Below are 24,588 nucleotides of genomic sequence, written 5' to 3'. Positions count from 1 at the left end.
CTCACTCGATCGATGAGGGATGCGAATGAAACCTCGCTTTTTTGGCTTCACGGTCGTCGAACTGTCCGTGGTGCTCGCCGTGATGGCGATCATCGCGACGTTCGCGACGCCTTCTTTTCTTGCGTGGCACCTGCGTGACCAGGTCGACGCGCGCGCCCGTGCGCTCTTTTCCACGCTCTCGCTCGCGCGCTCGGAAGCCGTGAAGCGAGGCGCGCGCGTGACGCTGTGCCGGATCGACGTCGCGCGCCACTGTCTCGCGCCCGGCAAGAACTGCGGTTCGGGCGCGGCCGACTGGTCGTGCGGCTGGGCGCTCTTCGTTGAACGCGACGGCGCCCCCGTGTTGTTGCGAGCGCAACCTGCTTCGCCTTCGATTGCAATCGCCGGGGCGACGACCGATCTGTCGTTCACGCCGCCCGCCGGCCAGGTGATCGGCGGCTTCCGGAGTTTCGATTTCAGCGCGCGCAACAGCAGGCTCGCGGCGTCCGCGCTTTCCGCCCGCTGCATCCGCCTTGCAACCGGCGGCCGGGCGCGCATGACGCAAGGCGGCTGCGGAGCGGCGGCATGATCATCCATCGCACGCAGTATCGGAGGCAACGCGGCGACTCGTTGATCGAAGTGATGATCGCGCTGTCGCTCATCGCAATCACTACGCTTGGCCTGATCGCAGGGCAGACGTGGCTCGCGCGCAGCGAGCGGATGGTGCTGGCCCGCGAACGGGCGACGCTGATCGCCGATTCCGTCGCTGAGGGCATCCGGCGCGATGAAGATCGCGGACCGGTGGTGTCGCAATGGCGCCCGCGCGCGGCGTCGATGTTGCCGCAGGGCGACGTCGATGTGTTCGACCAGGCGGACAGCGTGCGCGTCGCGGTCGTGAGTTGGCGAGCGGACGACTCGGCCGAAGCCTGCGCCGAGCCGCTGGCGAAACCGAATTCAGCTTGCGTCGCAGTGGCGTTTGCGCGATGAGCCCGGTTCGTCGCTGTCCCGTCTCTCGCGGCCACACGTTGCTCGAACTGGCGATTTCCATGGCGCTCGGCATTCTCGTCGTGGTCGCGGCGCTGACGCTTTATCGCGGACAGCGCGCGTCGCACGACCGCGCCGCCGACATCCTGCGCATGCACGAGGCCGCTGCCGCCGCGCTCGATCTCGTCGGCCAGCAATTGCAGATGGCCGCGTTCGCGCCACCTGGAAGCGCCGTCGGCGTGGGCCTGTTCGGCTGCTCGCAGGGGCGCGTGGTCGGCTCGGACGATGCGCCAGCGTGCGAATCGCTCGCGAGCCATTCGGACGGCGTGTTGATCCGCTACGCCGCAGATGTCGTCGCGACGTGGCCGTCGTCGTCGGGCGCGCCCACCGATTGCCAGGGGCAAGCCGCCGGCGCCTATGTCGTCGACCGCTTTTACGCGAAGGCCAGCGCCTCGACCGGCGAGCCGGAGCTGTATTGCGAAGGCGTCGGCAGACAGGCACTACCGATGGTTGAAGGCATCGAGCGGCTGCGCCTCGCCTACTGGCTCGACAACGCGGAGACGGCCGTCAATGCCGCAAGCGTTCCGCGCGAGCGCTGGACATCGGTGGTCGCTGCCGACATCTGCGTGCGGTTGCGCGGCGATCCGGTCACGGCCGGCAAGGGCAGAAGCTACGTCGATTGCGACGGCTCGCTCGTCGTTTCCACCGATTCGCGCGCCCGGCAGGCTTTCTGGCGGCGCGTGGCGATCCGCAACGCAGTCACGGTCGACAGCGGGAGGCCGTCATGACTCCGCGTTCGAAATCGCGCGGCACGGTCCTGCCGATCGTGCTGCTTCTGTCGTCGATGATGCTGGTGACGGCGAGCGCGTGGCTCGAAAGTTCGATCGTCGCCACGCGCTCGGCCGCGAGCCTGCGCGATCGGGTGCAGGCGTTTCATGCGGCGGACAGCGCGCTCGCGCGATGCAGCCGGATGGTCGTCGATTCGTCCGACCCGCCGCAAAACGCTTTCGCCGGCAAACCGACAGGCTGGCGCGCGAAGGCGTCGTTCGAAGGAGCGGGCGCATCGGCGATTGCGCCGTTCGTCGCGTGGCCTTATGCACGGCGTGTTCCACAGTGCCTGATCGAGCCCTGGTCACGCTCCGGCGACGCCTCCGCGCGCTCGTATCTGTTGACGGCGCGCGGCTTCGGAGCGAGCGGCGACGCGGAAAGCTGGCTGCAACTCGAAATCGAAATCGCCGGAAGCAGCGTCAAGCGCCGCTGGCGACGCGTCGTCGCAAAACCGTTTTGAGGGAATTCGACATGATCCTGACGTGCACGCGCCGGGCTGGCTTCACCTTGCTCGAACTGATGATCGCGCTTGGCGTCGTTGCGATCATCGCGACGTTTGCGATTCTCGCGTACCGAGGGCACGTGGCGAAGGCGCACCGCATGGAGGCTTCGGCGGCGCTGTATCGCGCCGCGCAGTTCATCGAGACGGCTCGCGCGGCGCAGTCGTCACCCAATGCCGACGTGCCGTCCTTGCCCGCTGGTTTCGATCAGGCGCCCGCAAACGGAACGCCGGTGTATCGCCTGCGCGCGATCGCAGAATCGGCGACGAATGGCGGCTACGCGATAGAGGCCGAGCCGGTCGCGCCCGGTGCGATGCAGGACGATGCCTGTGGCGTCTTCGTCATCGACGCAACCGGAGCGCGTTCGAACCGTGCGCCAGCGTCGGCCGCCCCAGTCGACGCCACCGTCTGCTGGAGCGGCCGGTGAATGGGAACGCTCAGAAGACGGTCGGGTCGACGGCGTCGGCCGAGGTTTCGGTGGACGTGCTCTTCATTTGCTGCCAGACGCGAAAGCCTTCCCAGACGACCAATGCAAGTCCGCCCCACTTGAGCGCCGGCTTCGCACCGCGCGCGAGCTTGCCCAGCACCGGTTTCGTCAGAACCAGCGAGGCGAGCGAACCGATGATCGGATATTGCCTCAGCAGCGAAGCGAAGCCGCCGCCGGAGAGCAGACCGCTCAGCAACGAGGCGATGCCGCCGCCGCCCGCCGCGCGGTTCCGGCCGAAGCCGCCGGCGGCACGCCGCGGGATCAGGAACTTGAGAAAGCTGAAGTGCGTCACCGAGTGGCGCAGGTCGGCGGTCGCCTGCGCGATCTCCATGCGCTCGACGTCCGCGCGCGCGATCAGCAGTTCCTTGCGCAGCGCGCGCATGTGCGGCGTGCTCAGCTTGTGCGCCTGGGCGCGCTTTTGCGCCTTGAAGGTGTCGTCGGATTGGCTCATGTCGGGCGGCTTGTTCGGGGTCGGCGGTTGAGAGTTCGGCGCGGTGTCGGGGCGACGTGTCGTGGCATACGCGTGTCAGCGGAACGTGTCGCGGTCCTTGCGGAATTCCGAGAGCGTTTCGTCGAACATGTTCGGTGCGTCGCGCAGGCCGCTTCTTGCCCGCAAGCCGCAGAACAGCGCGACCAGCGCATAGGCGAGCGTAATGCCCGCAAGCGACTGCCAGCGGTAGGTGTCCCAGAAGAAGATGGCGATCAGCACCGTCAGCGTGATCAGCGCCATCATCGTCAGCATCATCGCGGCGAGGCCGAGGAACAGCACGCTGATCAGACGGTCCTTCTCCTCCTGAAGTTCGATGCCGAGCAGTTCCAGGCGCGTCTCGAAGATGGCGAACGCGGAACTCACGATACGTCGCAAGGGTCCGGGGGGCGATTGCGGAGATGGCCTTTCAGTCGTCATGGCGTGGGCGCGAGGCGCGTTGAGTAGCGCTGAGTGGGGCCGGCGGACCTCAGCGAGGACCGCCGGTGCGATGGGTTCGAACCGGTTCGAATGTCGGGCGAATACTGCAGAGAACGGTTCGAAGCGTTGGCAACGGTCTCAGCAATGATCAGGCCACCGCCAGCTACCGCGAAGGATCGCTTCGCTGCCCACACAGTCGCTGCTGGCCGGTTTACCAGACAGGCGCGACCGTTGCCGCTTCAAAACAGAAGAACGGCGGCGATCAGCGGCGATTGATCAAGAGGCCGATCATCACGCCGAGGCCCGCCGCGATACCAATCGATGCCCACGGATGCTCGTGCACGTAGTCGTCGGTGGCGCGCGCTGCCTTCTTGCCCCGCTCCACGACCACGACCTGCGCGTCCGCTGCCTTCTCCTTCGCCTGCTTCAACCGGGTCAGAGCGGTCTCGCGCAATTCGGATGCACGCTCGCCGGTGGCGCTGGCTGCCTGCTTGAGCAGGTCCTCGGCATCGGAGAGAACGGTTTTGATATCCGACATGAATCGCTCCTTATTGATTTCTGACATTGATGACTCCAATCGGGTGAGGCTACGCGAATCGTAACCAAAGATGCGGTCGCTGACGAGCGCCCTCAGGCGTCTTGGAAAGCTCGATGCGCACGTTTTGTTCCCGCCGAACGATGTGCAGCCCGGCGCAGCGCGATGCGCATGAAAGGAATGGAGACGATCTGGCCCGTAAAAGTTTCTTCGGACGGCCGAAAGATTACACGAAATGCGGATTGGCAGACGTCGTTCATATAAGCCGGTTCTTCAATAAAAAAAGCCAACGCGGAAATCGCGTTGGCTTTCTTCATGCCGGGGAGCGTCGGGAAGGGCGTCAGAAAAACGCCTGAATCCCGGTCTGGGCGCGACCGAGGATCAATGCGTGGATGTCGTGCGTACCTTCGTAGGTGTTCACCACTTCGAGATTCACGAGATGCCGCGCGATGCCGAATTCGTCGGAAATGCCGTTGCCGCCGAGCATGTCGCGTGCGAGCCGGGCGATGTCGAGCGCCTTGCCGCAGGAATTGCGTTTCATGATCGACGTGATTTCGACGGCCGCCGTGCCTTCGTCCTTCATGCGGCCGAGGCGCAGCACGCCTTGCAGGCCGAGCGTGATTTCGGTCTGCATGTCGGCGAGTTTCTTTTGAATCAACTGGTTGGCGGCGAGCGGCCGGCCGAACTGTTTGCGATCGAGCACGTACTGGCGCGCCGTGTGCCAGCACGCCTCCGCCGCGCCGAGCGCGCCCCATGCGATGCCGTAGCGCGCCGAGTTCAGGCAGGTAAACGGACCTTTGAGGCCGCGCACGTTCGGCATGAGGTTGTCTTCAGGGACGAAGACCTCGTCCATCACGATTTCGCCGGTGATCGATGCGCGCAAGCCCACCTTGCCGTGGATTGCGGGCGCCGACAGCCCCTTCCAGCCTTTCTCCAGGATGAAGCCGCGGATCTCGTCCCGGCCGTGCTCTTCGAGCTTCGCCCAGACGACGAACACATCGGCGATCGGCGAGTTCGAAATCCACATCTTCGATCCCGACAGCGAGTAGCCGCCGTTCACCTTCTTCGCGCGCGTCGTCATGCTGGCCGGGTCCGAGCCGGCGTTGGGCTCGGTCAGGCCGAAGCAGCCGATCCACTCGCCGGTGGCGAGCTTCGGCAGGTATTTTTCCTTCTGCGCATCGGTGCCGAACTCGTTGATCGGCACCATCACGAGCGACGACTGCACCGACATCATCGACCGGTAGCCCGAATCCACGCGCTCGACTTCCCGCGCGATCAGGCCGTAGCTCACGTAGTTGAGACCGGGGCCGCCGTACTGTTCGGGAATCGTCGGGCCGAGGAGGCCGAGTTCGCCCATCTCGCGGAAGATCGCCGGATCGGTCTTTTCCTCGCGAAACGCCGCGAGGACGCGCGGCGCGAGCTTGTCCTGCGCGTAGGCGCGCGCGGCATCGCGGATCATGCGTTCTTCGTCGTTCAGTTGCTGATCGATCAGCAGCGGGTCTTCCCAGTTGAAACGGGCGGCTTCGGCCATGTGCTTTCTCCTGACTTCATCGAAAGGCGCCGGCTTCGAAACGCTCGGCGCTTGACTTAAATTCCGCTGTGCGGAACAATGTTTTGCAAACCAATGTGGAGTTTAGCACTCGATGTCGTCGGATTCCATTCGTAATTTCGCCTCGTCGGAGGCGATCGACGAGCGCAAGTTCGTCGTCGCGCTCGCTCGCGGGCTGGAGTTGTTGCGCGCGTTCCGGCCGGGCGAGGTTCTGCTCGGCAATCGCGATTTCGCCGAGCGCACCGGCCTGCCGAAAGCGACGGTCAACCGGCTCGCCTACACGCTTACCGCGCTCGGCTACCTGCGTTTCGACGAGCCTGCGGGCAAGTACGCGCTGGACACGGGCGTGTTGTCGCTCGGATTCGCTTTGCTCGCGGGCGCGGACACGCTCGAACTCGCGCGACCGCATATGCGGGAACTCGCGCGGGAGATCGGCGCGGCGGTGTCGCTCGGATGCCGCGACGGGCTCGACATGATCTATCTCGAAACGATACGCAGCGAGACCGCGCTGACGCTCGGTCTCGCGCCCGGCTCGCGGCTCTCGATGCTGACGAGTTCGATGGGTCGCGCCTATCTCGCCGTGCAGGAGCCGGCGGCGCGCGCGGCGTTGCTGGAAGAACTGTCGGCGGCGGCCGGCGATGATGGCCCTGCGCTCGTGAAGGCGGCGGAAGACGCGCTAGAGGATCTCGCCCGCGACGGCTGTTGCTATTCTTTTCGCGACTGGCATGAGGACGTCAACGCGATCGCCGCGCCGTTCCGCGATGTGCGCAACGGCCGCTGGCTCGTGCTGAGCAGCAGCGGGCCGGCGTCGTCGATGGGGGAGGCGATGTTTCGCGAGGTCATCGCGCCGAAGCTCAGGGCGCTGGCGGCGCGGCTCGCGTGAAGGTCAGAGCACGGTCCTCACGTGCCACAGTTCCGGAAACAGCACGACATCGAGCATCTTGCGCAGATACGGCGCGCCGTTCGTGCCGCCCGTGCCCTGCTTGAAGCCGATGATCCGCTCGACGGTCGTCACATGGCGGAAGCGCCACTGCCGGAACGCGTCTTCCAGATCGACCAGCTCTTCCGCCATCTCGTACAGTTCCCAGTACTTCGAGGGATCGCGATAGACCGCGAGCCACGCTGCTTCGACCGAGGCGTCGTGGGTCGTCGGCTGCGTCCAGTCGCGATCGAGCCGCTCCGGCGCGATCGGAAAACCGCGCCGTGCCAGCAGACGAATGACTTCGTCGTAGAACGAAGGCGCTTCAAGCGTCGCCTGAACCTCGGCGAGCACCGCCGGCCGGTGCGCGTGCGGCTTGAGCATCTGAACGTTCTTGTTGCCGAGCAGGAACTCGATCTGCCGGTACTGATGCGACTGGAACCCCGACGACGCGCCCAGGTAAGGCCGCATCGCCGTGTATTCGGACGGCGTCATTGTCGAAAGGACGGTCCATGCCTGCACGAGCTGCTCGAAAATCCGCGAGACGCGCGCGAGCATCTTGAATGCGGGCGGCAGTTCGTCGCGATGCACGGCCTCGAGCGCCGCGCGCAGTTCGTAGAGCGCGAGCTTCATCCAGAGCTCGCTCGTCTGATGCTGCACGATGAACAGCATCTCGTTGTGATCGGGCGAAAGCGGATGCTGCGCCGAGAGGATCGCATCGAGCGACAGGTAGTCGCCGTAGCTCATCGAGTCGGAGAAATCGAGCTGGGCGTCGTGCCAGCCTTCCTGCGCGGGCGTGGCGGCGCCATGGCCCATCGGGCAGCCGGTCGTAGTCTGTGTCATGTCCATACCTCTCAGGTCACCGCGCCGCGCTCGGCGAATTCGGACGCGCGCCACGCTTCTGTTTCGAGCACGTCGCGCAGGACTTCCACCGCGTCCCAGACGTCGACGAACCGCGTGTAGAGCGGCGTAAAGCCAAACCGCAGCACGTGCGGCTCCCGATAATCACCGATCACGTTGCGCGCGATCAGCGCCTGCATCACCTCGTAGCCGTGCGGATGCTCGAAGCTCGCCTGCGAGCCGCGCTGTTCGTGCTCGCGCGGCGTGACGAGCGTCAGCGGAAACTTCCCGCAGCGCTCCTCGACGAGCCGGATGAACAGATCGGAGAGCGCGAGCGACTTGCGGCGCAGCGTCGCCATGTTGGTTTGCAGGAAGACGTCGAGCCCGCATTCGACGAGCGCCATCGAAACCACCGGCTGCGTGCCGCACAGGAAGCGGCCGATGCCGTCGTCCGGACGGTACGTCGGGCTCATTTCAAAAGGCTTCTTGTGGCCCCACCAGCCGGAGAGCGGCTGCGAGAACGCGTTCTGGTGGCGCTTCGGCACCCAGACGAACGCGGGCGAACCCGGGCCGCCATTCAGATATTTGTACGTGCAGCCGACCGCGTAATCCGCGCCGACGCCGTTCAGGTCGACCGGTACCGCGCCCGCCGAGTGCGCCAGATCCCACACTGCGAGCGCGCCCGCGCGATGGATCAATTGCGTGACGGCGGCCATGTCGTGCATGTAGCCGGTGCGGTAATTGACGTGCGTGATCATCGCGATGGCGGTGTTTTCGTCGATCGCGGCCTCGAGTTCCGAGGGATCGTCGACGAGGCGCAGCTCATAGCCGCGATCCAGTTGTTCGATGAGCCCCTGCGCGATATACAGGTCGGTCGGGAAATTCGAGCGTTCCGACACGATCACGCGACGCTTCGGATCGCGCTCGTTCGCCATCTTCAACGCCGCCGACAGCAGCTTGAAAAGGTTGCTAGAAATCGTATCGGTAACGACGACTTCGTCTTCGCCCGCGCCGATAAGGGGCGCGAGCTTGTTGCCGAGGCGCTTCGGCAGGGCGAACCAGCCCGCCGTGTTCCAGCTTCGGATGAGGCCCTCGCCCCATTCGCCGGCGATCACGGCGGCGGCGCGCGCGGCGGCGGCTTTCGGCGGAACGCCGAGCGAGTTGCCGTCGAGGTAGATCACGTCGCTCTGGAGCGCGAACTGGTCGCGCAGGGTGCGAAGCGGGTCGTCGCGGTCGAGGGCCGCTGCATCGTCACGCGCGTTTTCGTCTCGGTTAGTCATCGAAATGTCCGGTTGGGTCATGAAAATCAGGGAAGTGGCCGCAGCACCGCACGCACGGGGCTGGCGTCGAGCGTCGCGAATCTGAGCGGCAGCGCGATCAGTTCGTAGTCACCGGGCGCGATGGCGTCGAGCACGAGGCCTTCGAGAATCGCCATCCGATGCGCGCGGATGCGCTGGTGGGCGTCCATCGTCTTCGACTCCTGCGGGTCGAGCGACGGCGTATCGATGCCGATCAGGCGCACGCCGTGGTTCGCCAGCAGATCGACGGTTTCCGGCGCGACCGCGCAAAAGTGCGGGTCCCAGGCGTCGAGCGGCGCCCGGTCGTAGGTGCGCAGCAAAACGCGCGGCGGCGCATCGCCAAGAAAGCGCGCGACGTGCGCGGGCGTCACGACCGGCGCTGCGCCGATGCAGTGAATGACGCGGCACGGGCCAAGATAGGTATCGAGCGCCACCTCGCCGATCGGCGCGCCTTCGGCGTCGTAGTGAAGCGGGGCGTCGGCGTGCGCGCCAGTGTGCGGCGAAAGCGTGAGCCGTCCGACGTTCACGGGCGAACCCGCCTCCATGCGCCAGACGCGCTCGACGCCGACCGGCGTATCGCCCGGCCAGACGGGCGTTTCCGGGCGGATCGGCGGGGAAATGTCCCAGAGGATGGTCATTGCGGGGCGCCTGACAGAATTGTGAACATGCGTCAAATCATAGTCGTCAAGTCCTGAAAAGTGCTTGCGAAATAACCACCCAAAACCGCGCGTCTTAGAACATAATTCGATGAAACGGGCCAGGGAGACTAAAAAATGACTGGGTTCACGCTCGATGCAACGGATTGCCGTATTTTGGCGGTACTGCAGGAAGATGGACGGATCAGCAACCTGGATTTGGCGGAGCGCATTTCGCTGTCGCCGTCGGCGTGTCTGCGCCGGATGCGTCTTTTAGAGGAAGAGGGTGTTATCGCGAGCTATCGCGCGTGTCTGGATCGCGAGCGGCTCGGCATCGAACTGGAGGCGTTCGTCCACGTCTCGATGCGCAACGACCAGGAAAACTGGCACGAGACGTTTGCTGCGGCCGTGCGGGAATGGCCGGAAGTGGTCAGCGCGTTCGTCGTGACGGGCGACACGCATTATGTGCTGCGCGTGCTCGCGCACAACCTCAAGCACTACTCGGATTTCATCCTGAGCAAGCTGTACAAGGCGCCGGGCGTGATCGACATCCGCTCGAACATCGTCCTGCAGACCATGAAGGACGAAGGCGGCGTGCCGGTCGCGCTGATCGAGCAGCCGCGACCGTAGTCAGGATCAGCCGATCGTCTTGATCGTGTGGAACTCCCCCGCCTGGAAGACCAGCGGGGCGATGTCCTTTGCGTTCTCGTGCACGCCGCAGCGCTCCACTTCGCCGACGAAAATCACGTGGTCGCCTTCCTGATAGCGGCTGCGGTTATGGCATTCGAACCACGCGAGCGCGCCGTCGAGCACTGGCATGCCGGTGTCGCCGGCCGCGTGCGAGACGCCCGCGAAACGGTCGCCCTTGACCGTGGCGAAGCGCTTGCACAAGTCGATCTGGGATGCCGCCAGCACGTTGACCACGTAGTGACTGTTCGACTGGAACACCGGCATCGACGCCGATTTGGTCGCGAGGCTCCACAACACGAGCGGCGGATCGAGCGACACGGAATTGAACGAGCTTGCAGTGATGCCGATCAGCTGGCCGGACGACGAGCGCGTCGTGATGACCGTGACGCCCGTCGCGAACTGGCTCAGTGCGTCGCGGAAGGCGGGGTGATCGAAATTCGGGGATTTGGCGCGTTTCATCGGGGCAACTGTGTCGTGTACAACCGGACCGGCCGCTTGTCGCGCTGGAGACGGAAGGACTTTTTCAAAAGTCATGTAAAGAAATTTCGGAATTGTCTGGATTCTAGCGGAATCGCCTTTGCAGCGGCTTTTCAAGTCCGCGTCGCCGGCGTGGCTTTTGAAAAGACAGTAAGCTCGCCGGGTTGAGGACTCAGTTCGCGCACCCATATAAGTCAGCGATGCGCACAAACCGGAGCGAACCATGACTGAGCAAAACCAGCAGAATCAGCCCTCCTCGCGCGAGACGGCGACCGTCGGCGGTGGTTGCTTCTGGTGCACGGAGGCGGTGTTTCTCGGCGTCGAGGGCGTGTTGTCGGTGGAATCGGGCTACGCGGGCGGCCGGGTGCAGAATCCGTCCTACGAGCAGGTCTGCGACGGCAACACCGGTCACGCCGAAGTGGTGAAAGTGGAGTTCGATCCGTCGGTGATCGGCTATCGCGAAGTGCTCGAAATCTTTTTCGCGACGCACGATCCGACGCAGCTCAACCGGCAGGGCAACGATGTCGGCACGCAGTACCGGTCGGCCGTATTCACGGAATCGGACGAGCAGCGCAGCATCGCGCAGGAAGTGATCGACGAACTGCAGCGCGAGGACGTCTACGACGGCAAGATCGTGACCGAAGTGACGCCGCTCGACGGCAACTACTTTCCCGCCGAGGCCTACCACCAGAACTACTTCGCGCAGCATCCGAACCAGGGCTACTGCTCGTTCGTGATCGCGCCGAAGGTCGCGAAGTTCCGGCAGAAGTTCGCGAGCCGGCTCAAACGCTGATGTACTCTTCGACGGCGCCACTCGGCGCCGTTTTTTATTTTTCGCGCCGCTCTTCGCATGCGAGCGCGATCTCGTGCGCCAGCTTGAAGCAGGTGAGCGGCGCCGAGCCTTCCGCCTTGTTGTTCACCGCGATCACGACCGGCTGGCCCGCGAACACATAGCGCGCGGCCAATTCGGCCAGCGCGCGGCGCGTGTCCGGGTCTTCGTCTACGAGCTTGTCGAACGGCTCGTACTTCGACTTCGCCTGCTCGTACCTGAAGCCGCTGTGCAGGCTCCAGCGGACGATCAATGGCCCCAGTTCGTTTTCGTCGAGCAGCGCAAGCGCCTTCGCCTGGCGCCACGTGTCGGACATGCGCGCATGCACGCCGATGCAGTAGCGCACGTTCGCGTCGCGCAGCGCGCGGATGAAGCGCGGCGTCAGCATGACGGCGTCGCGCAGTTCCACCGCGTAGCGGCTTTCGCCTTCGAGCGGCGGCAGCGCGCGCATGAACGCGGCGAGCCGGTCGATGAAAAGCGACGGCTCGACGATCATCGCGTCGGGCAGCGGCGAGAACTGGAACACGAGCGCGCCGGCTTTCGCGCCGAGCCCGTCGATGCACGGCCGCACGAATTCGTCGATGGCGATCTGCGCGTTCAGGAACGCCGGATTGTCGCCGGCGGGCGCGCCGCGTTCGCCGCGCAACACGGCGTCGGTGACGGAGGCGGGCGCCTTCACGATAAAGCGGAAATGCTCGGGCACCTGGCTGCCGTAGCGCGCGTATTCCGCGAGCGAGAGCGGCGCATAGAACGACCGGTCGATCGACACGCATTTCAGCAGCGGATGCGCGCCGTAAGCGTTCAGGCCGTCGCGGGAAAGTCTGGTGTTCGAGTAATCGTCGCCGTAGACGATGTCGCGCCAGCCCGGAAACGACCACGTCGACGTGCCCAGATGCACGGCGGCTGGAACGCGTCGCGACAGCGCGTCGAGCTCGGGTGGGACGGTCGCGGGCAGCACGCCGCGCGGCTTGCGAGGCGAGGTCGTCGTCGGCGGGGGTTCGGCAGCGGCTGGCTCGCCGAACAGGTCGCCTTGCTCCTCGGGCGCGAGCCCTTCGACCGGCCTGTTCAGAGCGCCTTCTCGTACATGTAGCCGCGCGACCACGGCAGCGTCGTCGCGCTGCGCCCCGCCTTGCGGCACACGATCTGGTAGATCGACACGTCGTCGTTCTCGAACGCGTACGCGCAGCCCGCGAGATACACGCGCCAGATGCGGAATTTCTCGTCGTCGACGAGTTGCTTTGCCTGTTCCGCATTCGACTCGAAGCGCTCCGCCCAGGCGTCGAGCGTGCGCGCGTAATGGCGTCGCAAGCTTTCGACGTCGATCGCCTCCAGTCCGCCGCGCTGTAGCGACTCGAGCGCGAGTCCGATGTGCGGAAGCTCGCCGTCGGGGAACACGTAGCGGTCGATGAATTCGCCGGCGCCGTAGGCGGTTTCGCCGCTGTCGGAATCCGTCGACGTGATGCCGTGGTTCATCGCGACGCCGTCGTCGGTCAGGAGGTCGCAGACCTTGCGGAAATACACCGGCAGGTTCTTGCGCCCGACGTGCTCGAACATGCCGACGCTCGTGATGCGGTCGAACTGGCCGTCGATGTCGCGATAGTCCTGCAGGCGGATTTCGACCTGGCCTTCGAGGCCGGCGTCCTTCACGCGTTTCGTCGCGAGATCGAACTGGTTCTGCGAGAGCGTCACGCCGACGCACTTCGCACCGAACTTCTGCGCCGCGCGGATCACGAGCGCGCCCCAGCCGCAGCCGATATCGAGCAGGAGCTGGCCGGGCTGCAACTGGATCTTGGTGAGGATGTGGTCGATCTTCTTCAACTGCGCGGTATCGATGTCTTCGTCGCCGTTCTCGAAGTACGCGCACGAGTAGACCATGTTGCGGTCGAGCCAGAGCTGGTAGAAGTCGTTGGAGACGTCGTAGTGATACTGGATCGCCTTTCTGTCCGACAATTTCGAATGGGTGAAGTAGCGTCGCACGCGCGCCAGCTTGCTCGCGCTGGTGACGGTGCTCGTCGCGAGCGAGTAGCCGATGTTGATGATGTCCGACAGCTTGCCTTCGATGTCGATCTTGCCTTTCACGTAGGCTTCGCCGAGATTGTCGAGGCTAGGTTCGAGCAGATAGGGCAGCGCGGTGGCGCTCTTCACGTGCAGCGTGACCTGCGGCGCGGCGAAACTGCCGAAGTCATGCTGCTGTCCGTCCCACAACACCAGACGCGCGGGCAGGTTGGCCCGGTCCCGAACGTCCTGCACCCACTGCGTCAGCTTCTTCTCCGAGAACATGCTTGTTTCTCCGCGCTTAGATGAAATTAAGGGAAGGCTCGCATCTTCAGTTCGTCCTGACTTCTGCTTCTACACTCCGTGAACGACCAACGGGTCACGCGCGCCGCCACTGTTACGCTGCGGTGCGCATGAAACTGCATGGTCCGCGATGGACCGGGGGCGATGCAACGCTCGCGCGCGCCTGACCGGCGAAAGCCGGTTCAAGGCGCGAGCCTGACGATGCTCCAATCGCTGCCCGTGTCTTCGCGCCGGTACACGATGCGGTCGTGCAACCGTGAAGGACGGCCTTGCCAGAATTCGATGGTGTCGGGCACGAGCCGGTAGCCGCCCCAGCGCGGAGGGCGCGGCGGGCTGTCGCCGTATTGCGCGATCACTTCGCGCTCACGGGCCTCGAGCGCCGCACGGCTTTCGAGCACCTGACTCTGCTCCGACGCCCACGCACCGATGCGCGACCCGAGCGGCCGCGACGCGAAGTACGCGTCGCTTTCTTCGGCGCTCGTCTTGACGACGGAGCCCTCGATGCGCACCTGGCGCTCGAGTTCGATCCAGTAGAAGAGGAGGCTCGCGGCGGAGTTGGCGGAGAGCTCGCGGCCCTTGCGGCTTTCATAATTCGTGAAGAAGACAAACCCGCGCTCGTCGACGCCCTTGATCAGGACGATGCGCGCCGACGGCCGGCCACGCTCGTCGACGGTGGCGAGCGTCATGGTGTTCGGTTCGGGCAGTTTGGCGTCGAGCGCCTCGGCGAACCACGTCTCGAACTGGCGAACCGGATTCGGATCGACATCGGCAGCGTCGAGCGATCCGAGGGTATAGCTCTTACGAAGATCGGCGAGAGTCGTCATGTTTTATGCAAACGCTACAGTCGCATCAGTATAGCCAAGGCCGGAAATTCGTGCCCCGATTACATCCCCATGCGAGCATTGTCGCGCGGTCAAAGCCCGGCGTAAATCTGGCGTCAATGTACGAATGGCGCGCCGTTCTCCGTCCGCGAATCCGCGATAAGGCAGCGCGTCAGGGCAGCGCGATGAGGCAGCGCGATGAGGCAGAATACGCAATCCGATAAAAACCTGCAGATAATGCTTTGCGCGGTTTGAACGCGCTGCCCGCCACTGCTTCCGACATCACATGACCGCGCCATCCGATTCCAATCTTAACCCTGCCACGCCCATTCCTGCCGGGGACGCCGAAGCGCAGGCCGACCGTGCGCGGCGTTTCGGCGGCATCGCGCGGCTGTACGGCGCCCCCGCGCTGGCCGCGTTCGAACGCGCGCACGTCGCGGTGATCGGCATTGGCGGTGTCGGCTCGTGGGCGGCGGAAGCGCTCGCGCGGAGCGCCGTCGGGTGCATAACGCTGATCGACCTCGACAACGTCGCGGAAAGCAACACCAACCGGCAGATCCACGCGCTCGACGGCAACTACGGCAAGGCGAAAGTGACCGCGATGGCCGAGCGCATCCGCGCGATCGATCCGGCGTGCGACGTCCGGCAGGTCGAGGATTTCGTGGAGCCGTCGAATTTCGACGCGGTGCTCGGCGGCGGCTTCGACTTCGTGATCGACGCGATCGACAGCGTGCGCACCAAGACCGCGCTGATCGCGTGGTGCGTCGAGCGCCGGCAGCCGCTCATCACGGTAGGTGGCGCGGGCGGCCAGCTCGACCCGACGCGGATTCGCATCGACGACCTCGCGCAGACGATCCAGGACCCGCTGCTCTCGAAGGTGCGCGGCCAGTTGCGCAAGCTGCACGGCTTTCCGCGCGGGTCGAAGTCGAAGTTCAGGGTGAACGCGGTCTATTCCGACGAGCCGTTGATCTACCCGGAAGCGCCCGCCTGCGATATCGGCGAGGACGCCGAGCACCTCGAAACCGCGCCGGGCTATGCCGGACCCGTCGGCCTGAACTGCGCGGGATTCGGATCGAGCGTCTGCGTGACAGCGAGTTTCGGGTTTGCGGCCGTCGCCTACGTATTGCGCGATCTGGCAAAGCGGGCTTAAAACCGGGCGTAATAAAAACGGCCAGCTTGTGAAAGCCGGCCGTTGTTATTTTAAAAAGCCCGAATGAATGAAGCTGAAAGCTTTTTATCGGGCGTGCATTAATTGAGAGCCGCGCTCAATTTGCGCCGCCATTGCGCGACCAGTTCTGGCTGATGAGCGGCGAGGTCGAAAACCGACAGCATCGTCTTGCGGCCGACATCGTCCATGAAGCCGCGGTCGCGCTGGACGATCGCGAACAGATGTTCCAGCGCGCCGGCATAGTCGCGCCCGGCGATCAGCCGGTTCGCGAGCGCGAAGCGCGCGTCGAGGTCCTCCGGATTCTTTTCCACGGCTTCGATCAGCGCGTCGGCGGGCGGCAGGGCGGCTGCGGCGTCGGCGGCGTCCAGCTCGGTCTTCAGCGCGTTGTAGCGCGCGTCGATGCCTTGCGTCGTCTTCGGCGAGAGCAGCTTGTCTTCTTCGCGCGCCTCGTCGGTGCGGCGCTCGGCGAGGAGCCACTCGATCAGGTCGAGACGCGCGTCGTCGTAGCCGGGGTCCATCGCGAGCGCCGCCTTGATCAGGTCGATCGCGCCGGCCTTGTCGCCCGCGGCCCACGCGCTGTGCGCGGCGCGGCGCTCGGCATCGGCGCCGTCCGGCACCAGCTTGTCGAGGAACGCGCGCAACTGACCTTCCGGCAGCACGCCGACGAACTGGTCGACCGCATGGCCGTCCGCGAACGCGATGACGTGCGGAATGCTGCGCACCTGAAAGTGGCCGGCAAGTTCCTGGTTCTCGTCGACGTTCACCTTCACGAGCTTCCACTTGCCCGCGCCTTCGGCTTCGAGCCGTTCGAGCATCGGCCCGAGCGTCTTGCACGGGCCGCACCACGGGGCCCAGAAATCGACGAGCACCGGCGCAAGCATCGAGGCCGCGATCACGTCGTTTTCGAAAGTTGCCAGCGTCGTATCCATGATGTTCTCCTTTCCTTTGCGCTTTGATTGGCGCTCATATTGGGGCGCGTTGCGCAATTGTCAACTCATGTGCCGCCGATACTGAATCAAGCCTCCGGCGCCTTGTTCTCGCGGCGCGGCGGCGGCAGCGAGATGAACTCGGTTTCGCCGGGCACGTGGCCCATCTTCTGTTCGCTCCACGCGAGCCTGGCGGCCTCGATCTTCTCACGCGAACTCGACACGAAATTCCATTCGATAAACCGCTTGCCGTCGAGCGGCGCGCCGCCGAGCAGCATCGCGATGGCGCCGTTCGCGCTCGCGAGCGTCACGCTTGCGCCCGGTGTCAGCACCGCCATCTCGCATTCGGCGACCGGCGTGCCGTCGATCGACAGGTCGCCTTCGACCAGATAGACGCCGCGTTCCTCGTGTTCGGTGTCGAGCGTGATCTCGCCGTCGGCGGCGAAGTGCGCGGCGACGTAGAGCGTCGGCGAGAACGTTCTGGTCGGCGCCGTCTCGCCGAACGCGCTGCCCGCGATCACGCGCAACGTCACGCCGTCGCGCTCGATCTGCGGCAGCGTCGCGCCCGGATGATGCTCGAACGACGGCTCGATGTCCTCGCTCGCGACCGGCAGCGCGACCCACGTCTGGACGCCGTGCATCGACTGGCCGGACGCGCGCTCCTCGTCGGGCGTGCGTTCCGAATGGACGATGCCGCGCCCGGCTGTCATCCAGTTGACATCGCCGGGGACGATCTTCTGCACCGAGCCGACGCTGTCGCGATGCATGATCGCGCCGTCGAACAGATAGGTGACGGTGGCAAGCCCGATATGCGGATGCGGGCGCACGTCGAGGCCCGCGCCGGGCACGAGCGTTGCGGGTCCGATGTGGTCGAAGAAGATGAACGGGCCGACGGTCCGCACGGCGAGCGCAGGCAGCACGCGCCGCACGGTGAGGCCGCCGACATCATGTTGATGCGGCTTGAGAGAGACGTGGATGGCCGAAGACATGGGGTCCGCCGCGAGGAGTCCTGGAACTGCCGATTCTACTGGCCGAACCGGGGCGGCGCAGCGTTCGTCCCGACGACGGGCAGTCATCGCGGTTTTCGTGGCGGCGCGTGCCGTGCGGAACGTGCCGCGTTTGGCCGGGCCGTCCTGCAACCGGGTTTCGGTCATTGACGGCAGTCACCGTGAGCTTCGAGTGAGTCTCGCGCAACTTTGATAGGAGTCTGACAATGAGCAAGAGCAAGCTTTTGATCGCCAGTACCGCAGGACTTTTTGCAGCTACCGGCGCGATCGCGCAGACGTCGTCGGGCAACTCGTCGAATGCGACGGCCGCGCCGACCGCATCGCCGATGCAGGACAACATGTCCTCGGGGACGATGGCGCCTTCGAAGCACAAGTCGAAGCATCATCACACAAGCAGCCATGCGCCTTCGACCGGCAAGAAGACCCCGGACCAGACGACGGCCGGCGGTGCCGCCGGCACCGAAAACGGCCAGGGCAAGTAAGCGGATACGCGATGGATGTTCGCGACCGGACCGGTCCATCGCGTTCTTTCCCCACCGCATTTTTACAGACTCGCTGCAAAGTCCTCCGCTAAACTGCCCGTTTGCGCAACAAGGCCCGACAACAAGGCCAACAACGGAGCCGGGATGTCGCCCAAGGATTTGCTGCTCGCTTTTGTCGTCATTCTCGCGTGGGGCGTGAATTTCGTCGTGATCAAGGTGGGACTGCACGGTGTCCCGCCGATGCTGCTCGGCGCGCTGCGCTTCACGCTCGCGGCGTTTCCCGCGGTGTTCTTCGTCAAGCGGCCCAGCGTGCCGCTGCGCTGGCTGTTCGCTTACGGTCTATCCATATCGCTAGGGCAGTTCGCGTTTCTTTTCTACGCGATGTATGTCGGCATGCCGGCGGGGCTTGCATCGCTGGTGCTCCAGGCGCAGGCGTTCTTCACGCTGATCTTTGCGGCGATGTTCCTTCGCGAGCGCATTCGGGCGGCGAATCTCGTCGGGCTCGTCATTGCGGCGGGCGGACTCGCGCTGATCGGCTTGCAGGGCGGCCACGCGACGACCTTCGCCGGCTTTGCACTGACGCTCGTCGCAGCCGCGATGTGGGCGCTCGGGAACGTCGTCACGAAGCGGATGGGGCGGGTCGATCTGGTGTCGCTCGTCGTGTGGGCGAGCCTGATTCCGCCGTTGCCTTTTCTTGCGCTGTCGCTGGTGTTCGAGGGGCCTCATCGTATCGAGGCGAGTCTGCGGTCGATTCCGGCGCTGTCGGTGTTTGCGATTGCGTATCTCGCGTTTGTTGCCACGCTGATCGGTTATAGCCTTTGGGGCAAGTTGCTAGCGCGATATCCGGCGAGCCAGGTCGCGCCGTTTTCGCTGCTCGTGCCGATCATCGGGCTCGCTTCGGCGGCCGTCCTGCTTGGGGAGGCCTTGACACCGATGCAGATCGCCGGCGCGGCTCTCGTCATGGCGGGGCTCGCCGTGAATGTATTCGGCGGGTGGATCGTACAGAGGTTTTTTGCCACGCAATGAGCGGGCCGCGGGCGCGGCCCGGGCGGCCGCCCGAAACCTCAGGTCATGCGACTCTTGGCCAACGGCGGATTCGCCGCAAAATACCGCTTGATCCCTTTGAGAATCGCGTTGGCCATCTTCTCGCGATAGGCATCGTCATTGAGCCGCGCTTCCTCGTCCGGGTTGCTGATGAAGGCGGTCTCGACAAGAATCGAAGGAATGTCCGGCGCTTTCAGTACCGCGAATCCCGCCTGCTCCACCGAACCCTTGTGCAGCTTGTTGATGCCGCCAATCTCGTTCAGCACGAAATTGCCATAGCGCATCGAATCGCGAATCTGCGCTGTCGTCGACATGTCGAACAGCGCGCGGTTGACGCTCACATCCTGCGAGCGCACGTTGATCCCGCCGACCGAATCCGACTCGTTCTCCTTGTTCGCGAGCCACCGCGCGGCAGCGCTCGACGCGCCGTGGTCCGACAGTGCGAACACCGACGAACCCCGCGCGTCCGGAGAGGTAAACGCATCGGCGTGAATCGACACGAACAGGTCCGCGTCGACTCGCCGCGCCTTCTGCACGCGCACATTGAGCGGCACGAAGAAATCGGCGTCGCGCGTCATCATCGCGCGCATGTTCGGCTGGGCGTCGATTTTCGCGCGCAGCTTTTTCGCGATGTCGAGCGCGATGTGCTTCTCATAGGTCCCGCCGCCGCCGATCGCGCCCGGGTCCTCGCCGCCATGCCCCGGATCGATCGCGACGGTCAAGAGGCGCGTCGTCGCGGATTTGCCGCTCTGCTTGGGCGTGGAAAAGGCGTAGGTATCGTCGTCGCTGTCGTTCTTCCTTGCGACGGGTGGCGCGAGCGGCACGGCCGGCTTCACTGACGGCTTCGGTGCCGGCACGAGCGGGACGGGCGCGCGCGGCAGGTCGGTGTTGTCCGCGTACTTCTGGAAGAAATCGTCGGGGTTGTCGGGCGCGGGCGACCGCTGGGGCTGCGCCGGGCCGCTCAACGTGGCGGGCGGCGGTGCAGGATTCGGGTTCGACTTGTCGAATGCCTCCTGCTTGTGCTCGGACTGCGCGAGCAGTTCCATCAGCGGATCGGGCGCGACGGCTGGATACAGGTCGAACACGAGCCGATACTTGTAGCTGCCAATCGGCGTCAACGTGAAAACCTGCGGCTTCACCGATCCCTTCAGGTCGAACACCATGCGCACGACGTGCGGCTGATATTGCCCGATGCGCACAGCCTGGATCTGCGGATCGTTCGGCGTGATCTTGGAGACGAGGTCCTTCAGCTCCTGGTCGAGATCGAGGCCGTTCAGGTCGACGACGAGCCGGTCCGGTCCCTGCAGCAGTTGCTGGCTGTTCGCGAGCGGCTGGTCGGATTCGATGGTGACGCGCGTGTAATCGCGCGCCGGCCACACGCGCACGCCGAGTACGGAACTCGCATGCGCGAGACGCGGGGCGACGAGCGCAAGGGCGATCGTCGAGACGCCCGCGCGCAGCACCTGGCGGCGTCTCCAGTTGTGCGAGGCGGTGGCCGTCGATTCGATCGAATGGAACGGCTTGATCAACATCTTTCGAGACATGTCTTTCCTGTTTCGCTAAACGCCCGCGCAATCAGAACGCGGCCTTCTCCCTCGATGTCCAGCGCGAATTCGAGATCCGGCACGCCGAGCAGGCCGCCCGCCTGCTGCGGCCATTCGACAAGACAGACCGCGCCGCGGTCGAAATACTCGCGAAAGCCGGCATCGGCCCACTCGGCGGGATCGGCGAAGCGGTAGAGATCGAAGTGATAGACATCGAGCGGACCCGCCTTCGTCTCGAGCGAATAAGGCTCGACGAGCGTGTAGGTCGGGCTGCGCACGCGCCCATGATGGCCGAGTGCGCGCAACGTCGCGCGCACGAGCGTGGTCTTCCCCGCGCCGAGGTCGCCAGTCAACTGGACCTGCAGGCCGGTGAAACGTTCGTTATTCGAATCTGAAGCGTGGCGCACAGCGTCGAGCGCCTGCGCGAAGCGCGTGCCGAAGGCGAGCGTCGCGTCTTCGTCCGGCAGTTCGAAGCGGCGTTCGAATAGCGCTGGGGGAAGAGGATGCGTCGATCGTGCTTGGGCTGCGGGCATTGCTCGTAAAATGTCGTGATGAACCGATTGCCGGAACACTCCATTGAAGTCGCGGCCGCGTCCGGGAACGCCGCCGACGACGTGCGCGCCTTCGATATCCACGATGAAGCCGCGCTGGCAGGACTCGCGCAACGCATCAGGACGTGGGGGCGCGAGCTGGGGTTCGGTGCCGTCGGCATCAGCGATGCCGACCTGACGGATGCCGAGAAAGGCCTGGCCTCATGGCTCGAAGCAGGCTATCACGGCGAAATGGATTATATGGCGAAACATGGCATGAAACGCGCACGGCCGGCCGAGCTTGTGGCCGGCACGCGACGCGTCATCACTGCCCGCATCGCTTATTTGCCGGCTTCGACGCTTGGCCAGAAGGGCGACGAAAGCGTCGTGACAGCCGCTTCGAAGTCCGCCGGTCAACGCAACGACTGGCGCGCGGTCGAGTGGTCGCGGCTCGCCGATCCGGCCGCGGCGGTGGTGTCGATCTACGCTCGCGGACGCGATTATCACAAGGTGATGCGCAACCGCCTGCAGCAGCTGGCGGAGCGCATCGAAGGCGAAATCGGTCGTTTCGGCTATCGCGCGTTCACCGATTCGGCGCCGGTGCTCGAAGTCGAACTGGCGCAGAAGGCGGGCGTCGGCTGGCGCGGCAAGCATACGCTGCTGCTCCAGCGCGACGCCGGATCGCTCTTCTTTCTCGGCGAGATCTACGTCGACATTCCTTTGCCGACGGACGCCGAGACGCATCCGTCGAGCGCGCCGGAGCACGAAGGCGCCCACTGCGGCCAGTGCACCCGATGCATCGCGGCGTGCCCGACGGGCGCGATCGTCGCGCCGTATCGCGTGGATGCGCGGCGTTGCATTTCCTACCTCACGATCGAACTTGCGGGCAGCATCCCCGAGGACCTGCGGCCGCTGATCGGCAACCGCGTGTACGGCTGCGACGACTGCCAGCTCGTGTGTCCGTGGAACAAGTTCGCGCAGGCCGCGCCGGTCGCCGATTTCGACGTGCGGCACGGTCTCGACGAGGCGTCGCTCGTAGATCTGTTCCGCTGGAGCGCCGCCGATTTCGATGTCAGGATGCAGGGCAGCGCGATCCGGCGCATTGGTTATGAGCGGTGGTCGCGCAATATCGCGGTGGCGATGGGCAACGCGTTGCGGACGAAGCTGGAACCCGCGCAGCGCGGCGAAATCGTCGAAGCGTTGCGTTCGCGCGCGGACGATTCGTCGGCGCTCGTGCGCGAACATGTCGAGTGGGCGTTGCGCGGTGCGGCGCCCGAGGAGTGAAGCGATGATGTTCAACGCGATAATCGATGCGCCGTTCGGCAAGATCGGCATCCGGACCGACGCTTCGCTCGTGCGCGAGATCGTCTACCTGCCGGCGTCGACCGCCAGTTTTGCGCCGGACACACCGCTCGCACGCGAGGCCGCCGAGCAGATTCACCGTTATTTCGAAGAGGCCTCAATGCGTTTCGATCTTCCGCTCGCGTCGCGCGGGACCGCGTTCCAGCGGCGCGTGTGGCAGGCGATCAGCAGCATTCCGCCCGGCGAAGTGTGGACCTACGGCCAGCTCGCGCAATCGATCGGCAGCGTGCCGCGCGCGGTCGGGCAGGCGTGCGGGTCGAATCCGCTGCCGATCGTGGTGCCGTGCCATCGCGTGGTGGGATCGAACGGGCTCGGCGGTTTCGCGCACCACGCGGGCCAGAATTTTTTCACCGACATCAAGCGCTGGCTGCTGGCGCACGAAGGCGTAAAGATCGCATGAGCACCGAACTCACCGAAGCCACGCAGACTCCGGAATTCGCCGCGAGCAACGCATCGATCGATCTCTTCTGCGACGCGCTCTGGCTCGAGCACGGCCTCGCGAAGAATACGCTCGAAGCGTACCGGCGCGACCTCACGCTTTTCTGCGACTGGCTCGCGAAAACGCGCGGCGGCTCGATCGACACCGCCACCGAAGCCGACCTGAACCGCTACATGGCCGTGCGCCGCGGCGACAAGGCGACTTCCGCGAACCGGCGGCTTTCCGTGTTTCGCCGCTATTACGGCTGGGCGCTGCGCGAACACCGCACCGTAGCCGACCCGACGATCAAGCTGCGCTCCGCGAAGCAGCCGCCGCGCTTTCCGAAGACGCTCAACGAATCGCAAGTCGAAGCGCTGCTGCACGCGCCCGACATCGAGACTGCGCTCGGTCTGCGCGACCGCACGATGCTCGAACTGATGTACGCGAGCGGCCTGCGCGTGACCGAACTCGTTACGTTGAAGACGGTCGAGATCAGCCTGAACGACGGCGTGCTGCGCGTGATGGGCAAGGGCTCAAAGGAGCGGCTCGTGCCGTTCGGCGAAACGGCGCACGGCTGGATCGAGCGCTATCTGCGCGAGTCGCGCCCGGCGCTGCTCGGCGCGCGGGCCGCCGACGCGCTCTTCGTCACCGCGCGCGGCGAGGGCATGACGCGCCAGCAGTTCTGGAACATCATCAAGCGCCATGCGCTGACGGGCGGCGTGAACGCGCCGCTCTCGCCGCACACGCTGCGGCACGCGTTCGCGACGCATCTGCTCAATCACGGCGCGGACCTGCGCGTCGTGCAACTGCTGCTCGGCCACTCGGATATCTCCACGACTCAAATCTATACGCACGTCGCGCGCGAGCGGCTGAAGACGCTTCATCAGCAGCATCATCCGCGCGGTTGAGGGACGCTTGCGAACGATCGTGCCATGCTCGCGGCGACGCACGCAATAGACCGTTCGGCCGATGGTGAGCGCTCAACGGTCCCATGCGCGCGCCGCTACAATGCGCACATGTCCAAAGCGAAACACGTGTCCGAAACGCCGGCGACGCAGTTCCTGCGCCGCAACAAGGTCGAATTCGGCGAACATCCGTATGAATATGTCGAGCATGGCGGCACCGAGGAATCGGCGCGCCAGCTCGGCGTCGACGAACATCGCGTGGTAAAGACGCTCGTGATGGAAGACGAGCACGCGAAGCCGCTCATCGTGCTGATGCACGGCGACCGCACCGTCTCGACGAAGAATCTGGCGCGGCAGACAGGCGCGAAACGCATCGAGCCGTGCAAACCGGAAGTCGCGAACCGGCACAGCGGGTTTCTGGTCGGCGGCACGTCGCCGTTCGGCACGAAAAAGGCGATGCCGGTGTACGTCGAATCGAGCATCCTCGACCTCGACACGATCTACCTGAACGGCGGGCGGCGCGGCTATCTCTTGAGCATCAGGCCATCGGTCCTGACCGAGCTGCTGCACGCGAAACCCGTGCAGTGCGCGAGCGTCGATTAAAATGCGCGCCACTCCCGCCATGTTGA

General features: G+C 65.0%; 31 protein-coding genes. 15 read left to right on the top strand and 16 right to left on the bottom strand.

Features of this window, described 5'->3' with window-relative positions:
* The first annotated feature begins 25 nt into the window (after positions 1-25).
* Genes AWB81_RS04395 through AWB81_RS04375 form a run of 5 tightly spaced genes read left to right on the top strand, consistent with a single transcriptional unit; the run spans position 26 to position 2,715 of the window.
* Positions 26-565: a GspH/FimT family pseudopilin gene (locus AWB81_RS04395; RefSeq protein ID WP_374730472.1), complete on the top strand. Its 540-nt coding sequence runs from the start codon at positions 26-28 to the stop codon at positions 563-565.
* Positions 562-963 (top strand): type IV pilus modification PilV family protein, encoded by a 402-nt coding sequence (locus tag AWB81_RS04390; RefSeq protein ID WP_062632680.1) that lies wholly within the window; start codon positions 562-564, stop codon positions 961-963. Before AWB81_RS04395 ends, AWB81_RS04390 begins: the two co-directional genes overlap by 4 nt.
* A complete protein-coding gene (locus AWB81_RS04385) occupies positions 960-1,748 on the top strand; it encodes a PilW family protein (RefSeq protein ID WP_062632679.1) in 789 nt (262 codons plus the stop codon). Before AWB81_RS04390 ends, AWB81_RS04385 begins: the two co-directional genes overlap by 4 nt.
* Positions 1,745-2,248 carry a pilus assembly PilX family protein gene (locus AWB81_RS04380; RefSeq protein ID WP_062632678.1) on the top strand — a complete coding sequence of 168 codons (504 nt, stop codon included), beginning with the start codon at positions 1,745-1,747 and terminating at the stop codon, positions 2,246-2,248. The genes AWB81_RS04385 and AWB81_RS04380 overlap by 4 nt, the downstream gene beginning before the upstream one ends.
* A gap of 11 nt (positions 2,249-2,259) precedes the next feature.
* Positions 2,260-2,715 (top strand): type IV pilin protein, encoded by a 456-nt coding sequence (locus AWB81_RS04375; RefSeq protein WP_062632837.1) that lies wholly within the window; start codon positions 2,260-2,262, stop codon positions 2,713-2,715.
* A gap of 10 nt (positions 2,716-2,725) precedes the next feature.
* Here AWB81_RS04375 and AWB81_RS04370 read toward each other — a convergent pair whose 3' ends face one another.
* From AWB81_RS04370 to AWB81_RS04355, 5 genes are all read right to left on the bottom strand, one after another.
* On the bottom strand, positions 2,726-3,226 hold the full coding sequence (locus AWB81_RS04370) for a DUF3318 domain-containing protein (RefSeq protein WP_062632677.1): 501 nt from the start codon (positions 3,224-3,226) through the stop codon (positions 2,726-2,728).
* Between the two features lie 75 nt (positions 3,227-3,301).
* Complete coding sequence (locus tag AWB81_RS04365) at positions 3,302-3,682, bottom strand: phage holin family protein (RefSeq protein ID WP_062632676.1); 381 nt, start codon at positions 3,680-3,682, stop codon at positions 3,302-3,304.
* A gap of 262 nt (positions 3,683-3,944) precedes the next feature.
* Positions 3,945-4,247, bottom strand: coding sequence for an ElaB/YgaM/YqjD family protein (locus AWB81_RS04360; protein ID WP_062632675.1), 303 nt, complete (start codon positions 4,245-4,247; stop codon positions 3,945-3,947).
* Positions 4,248-4,312: 65 nt separating this feature from the next.
* Complete coding sequence (locus tag AWB81_RS44540) at positions 4,313-4,534, bottom strand: hypothetical protein (RefSeq protein ID WP_144444082.1); 222 nt, start codon at positions 4,532-4,534, stop codon at positions 4,313-4,315.
* Between the two features lie 23 nt (positions 4,535-4,557).
* On the bottom strand, positions 4,558-5,748 hold the full coding sequence (locus AWB81_RS04355) for an acyl-CoA dehydrogenase (protein WP_062632674.1): 1,191 nt from the start codon (positions 5,746-5,748) through the stop codon (positions 4,558-4,560).
* Between the two features lie 112 nt (positions 5,749-5,860).
* Between AWB81_RS04355 and AWB81_RS04350 the strand changes: the two genes are divergently transcribed.
* A complete protein-coding gene (locus AWB81_RS04350; RefSeq protein WP_062632673.1) occupies positions 5,861-6,649 on the top strand; it encodes an IclR family transcriptional regulator in 789 nt (262 codons plus the stop codon).
* 3 nt (positions 6,650-6,652) lie between these two features.
* Here the strand turns inward: AWB81_RS04350 and kynA are convergent, their stop codons facing one another.
* Genes kynA through kynB form a run of 3 tightly spaced genes read right to left on the bottom strand, consistent with a single transcriptional unit; the run spans position 6,653 to position 9,461 of the window.
* Positions 6,653-7,534 (bottom strand): tryptophan 2,3-dioxygenase, encoded by an 882-nt coding sequence (kynA, locus tag AWB81_RS04345; protein WP_062632672.1) that lies wholly within the window; start codon positions 7,532-7,534, stop codon positions 6,653-6,655.
* A gap of 5 nt (positions 7,535-7,539) precedes the next feature.
* Positions 7,540-8,805, bottom strand: coding sequence for a kynureninase (gene kynU, locus AWB81_RS04340; RefSeq protein WP_062632671.1), 1,266 nt, complete (start codon positions 8,803-8,805; stop codon positions 7,540-7,542).
* Positions 8,806-8,831: 26 nt separating this feature from the next.
* Complete coding sequence (kynB, locus tag AWB81_RS04335) at positions 8,832-9,461, bottom strand: arylformamidase (RefSeq protein ID WP_062632670.1); 630 nt, start codon at positions 9,459-9,461, stop codon at positions 8,832-8,834.
* A 135-nt stretch (positions 9,462-9,596) separates the two neighbouring features.
* Here kynB and AWB81_RS04330 point away from each other — a divergent pair, with 135 nt between their 5' ends.
* A complete protein-coding gene (locus AWB81_RS04330; RefSeq protein ID WP_062632669.1) occupies positions 9,597-10,088 on the top strand; it encodes an Lrp/AsnC family transcriptional regulator in 492 nt (163 codons plus the stop codon).
* Between the two features lie 6 nt (positions 10,089-10,094).
* Here the strand turns inward: AWB81_RS04330 and AWB81_RS04325 are convergent, their stop codons facing one another.
* Positions 10,095-10,607 carry a flavin reductase family protein gene (locus tag AWB81_RS04325; protein WP_062632668.1) on the bottom strand — a complete coding sequence of 171 codons (513 nt, stop codon included), beginning with the start codon at positions 10,605-10,607 and terminating at the stop codon, positions 10,095-10,097.
* A 241-nt stretch (positions 10,608-10,848) separates the two neighbouring features.
* Between AWB81_RS04325 and msrA the strand changes: the two genes are divergently transcribed.
* Complete coding sequence (gene msrA / locus AWB81_RS04320; RefSeq protein WP_062632667.1) at positions 10,849-11,418, top strand: peptide-methionine (S)-S-oxide reductase MsrA; 570 nt, start codon at positions 10,849-10,851, stop codon at positions 11,416-11,418.
* Between the two features lie 34 nt (positions 11,419-11,452).
* On the opposite strand, the gene AWB81_RS04315 is transcribed toward msrA, so the two are convergent.
* The 3 genes from AWB81_RS04315 to pdxH form a co-directional block, all read right to left on the bottom strand.
* Positions 11,453-12,556, bottom strand: coding sequence for a DUF72 domain-containing protein (locus tag AWB81_RS04315; protein ID WP_087134805.1), 1,104 nt, complete (start codon positions 12,554-12,556; stop codon positions 11,453-11,455).
* Positions 12,520-13,734 (bottom strand): class I SAM-dependent methyltransferase, encoded by a 1,215-nt coding sequence (locus tag AWB81_RS04310; RefSeq protein ID WP_062632666.1) that lies wholly within the window; start codon positions 13,732-13,734, stop codon positions 12,520-12,522. The genes AWB81_RS04315 and AWB81_RS04310 overlap by 37 nt, the downstream gene beginning before the upstream one ends.
* A gap of 200 nt (positions 13,735-13,934) precedes the next feature.
* A complete protein-coding gene (pdxH, locus tag AWB81_RS04305) occupies positions 13,935-14,576 on the bottom strand; it encodes a pyridoxamine 5'-phosphate oxidase (protein ID WP_062632665.1) in 642 nt (213 codons plus the stop codon).
* 283 nt (positions 14,577-14,859) lie between these two features.
* Here pdxH and tcdA point away from each other — a divergent pair, with 283 nt between their 5' ends.
* A complete protein-coding gene (gene tcdA, locus AWB81_RS04300; protein ID WP_062632664.1) occupies positions 14,860-15,723 on the top strand; it encodes a tRNA cyclic N6-threonylcarbamoyladenosine(37) synthase TcdA in 864 nt (287 codons plus the stop codon).
* 98 nt (positions 15,724-15,821) lie between these two features.
* On the opposite strand, the gene trxA is transcribed toward tcdA, so the two are convergent.
* Positions 15,822-16,670, bottom strand: a complete 849-nt coding sequence (gene trxA, locus AWB81_RS04295) for a thioredoxin (protein ID WP_062632663.1) — start codon at positions 16,668-16,670, stop codon at positions 15,822-15,824.
* A gap of 86 nt (positions 16,671-16,756) precedes the next feature.
* Positions 16,757-17,656: a pirin family protein gene (locus AWB81_RS04290; protein ID WP_062632662.1), complete on the bottom strand. Its 900-nt coding sequence runs from the start codon at positions 17,654-17,656 to the stop codon at positions 16,757-16,759.
* Positions 17,657-17,880: 224 nt separating this feature from the next.
* Here AWB81_RS04290 and AWB81_RS04285 point away from each other — a divergent pair, with 224 nt between their 5' ends.
* On the top strand, positions 17,881-18,156 hold the full coding sequence (locus tag AWB81_RS04285) for a hypothetical protein (RefSeq protein ID WP_062632661.1): 276 nt from the start codon (positions 17,881-17,883) through the stop codon (positions 18,154-18,156).
* A gap of 144 nt (positions 18,157-18,300) precedes the next feature.
* Positions 18,301-19,182, top strand: a complete 882-nt coding sequence (locus AWB81_RS04280) for an EamA family transporter (protein WP_062632660.1) — start codon at positions 18,301-18,303, stop codon at positions 19,180-19,182.
* Between the two features lie 38 nt (positions 19,183-19,220).
* On the opposite strand, the gene AWB81_RS04275 is transcribed toward AWB81_RS04280, so the two are convergent.
* Entirely contained in the window at positions 19,221-20,744 is a 1,524-nt protein-coding gene (locus tag AWB81_RS04275) for an N-acetylmuramoyl-L-alanine amidase (RefSeq protein ID WP_062632659.1), read from the bottom strand.
* Complete coding sequence (tsaE, locus tag AWB81_RS04270; RefSeq protein ID WP_062632658.1) at positions 20,726-21,277, bottom strand: tRNA (adenosine(37)-N6)-threonylcarbamoyltransferase complex ATPase subunit type 1 TsaE; 552 nt, start codon at positions 21,275-21,277, stop codon at positions 20,726-20,728. The genes AWB81_RS04275 and tsaE overlap by 19 nt, the downstream gene beginning before the upstream one ends.
* 18 nt (positions 21,278-21,295) lie before the next feature.
* Here tsaE and queG point away from each other — a divergent pair, with 18 nt between their 5' ends.
* The 4 genes from queG (at position 21,296) to ybaK (ending at position 24,562) form a co-directional block, all read left to right on the top strand.
* A complete protein-coding gene (gene queG, locus AWB81_RS04265; protein ID WP_062632833.1) occupies positions 21,296-22,558 on the top strand; it encodes a tRNA epoxyqueuosine(34) reductase QueG in 1,263 nt (420 codons plus the stop codon).
* Positions 22,559-22,565: 7 nt separating this feature from the next.
* Positions 22,566-23,036 (top strand): methylated-DNA--[protein]-cysteine S-methyltransferase, encoded by a 471-nt coding sequence (locus tag AWB81_RS04260; RefSeq protein ID WP_062632831.1) that lies wholly within the window; start codon positions 22,566-22,568, stop codon positions 23,034-23,036.
* Positions 23,033-23,962 (top strand): site-specific tyrosine recombinase XerD, encoded by a 930-nt coding sequence (gene xerD / locus AWB81_RS04255; RefSeq protein WP_062632657.1) that lies wholly within the window; start codon positions 23,033-23,035, stop codon positions 23,960-23,962. The genes AWB81_RS04260 and xerD overlap by 4 nt, the downstream gene beginning before the upstream one ends.
* A 108-nt stretch (positions 23,963-24,070) precedes the next feature.
* The gene (gene ybaK, locus AWB81_RS04250; RefSeq protein ID WP_062632829.1) at positions 24,071-24,562 is read left to right on the top strand and encodes a Cys-tRNA(Pro) deacylase; all 492 of its coding nucleotides are present in this window, start codon (positions 24,071-24,073) and stop codon (positions 24,560-24,562) included.
* Positions 24,563-24,588: the final 26 nt, after the last annotated feature.

This window comes from Caballeronia arationis, assembly GCF_001544975.2.
GTDB lineage: Bacteria > Pseudomonadota > Gammaproteobacteria > Burkholderiales > Burkholderiaceae > Caballeronia > Caballeronia arationis.
Note: the sequence above shows the minus strand (reverse complement) of the source record. Positions and strands in the feature narration are given on the sequence as shown.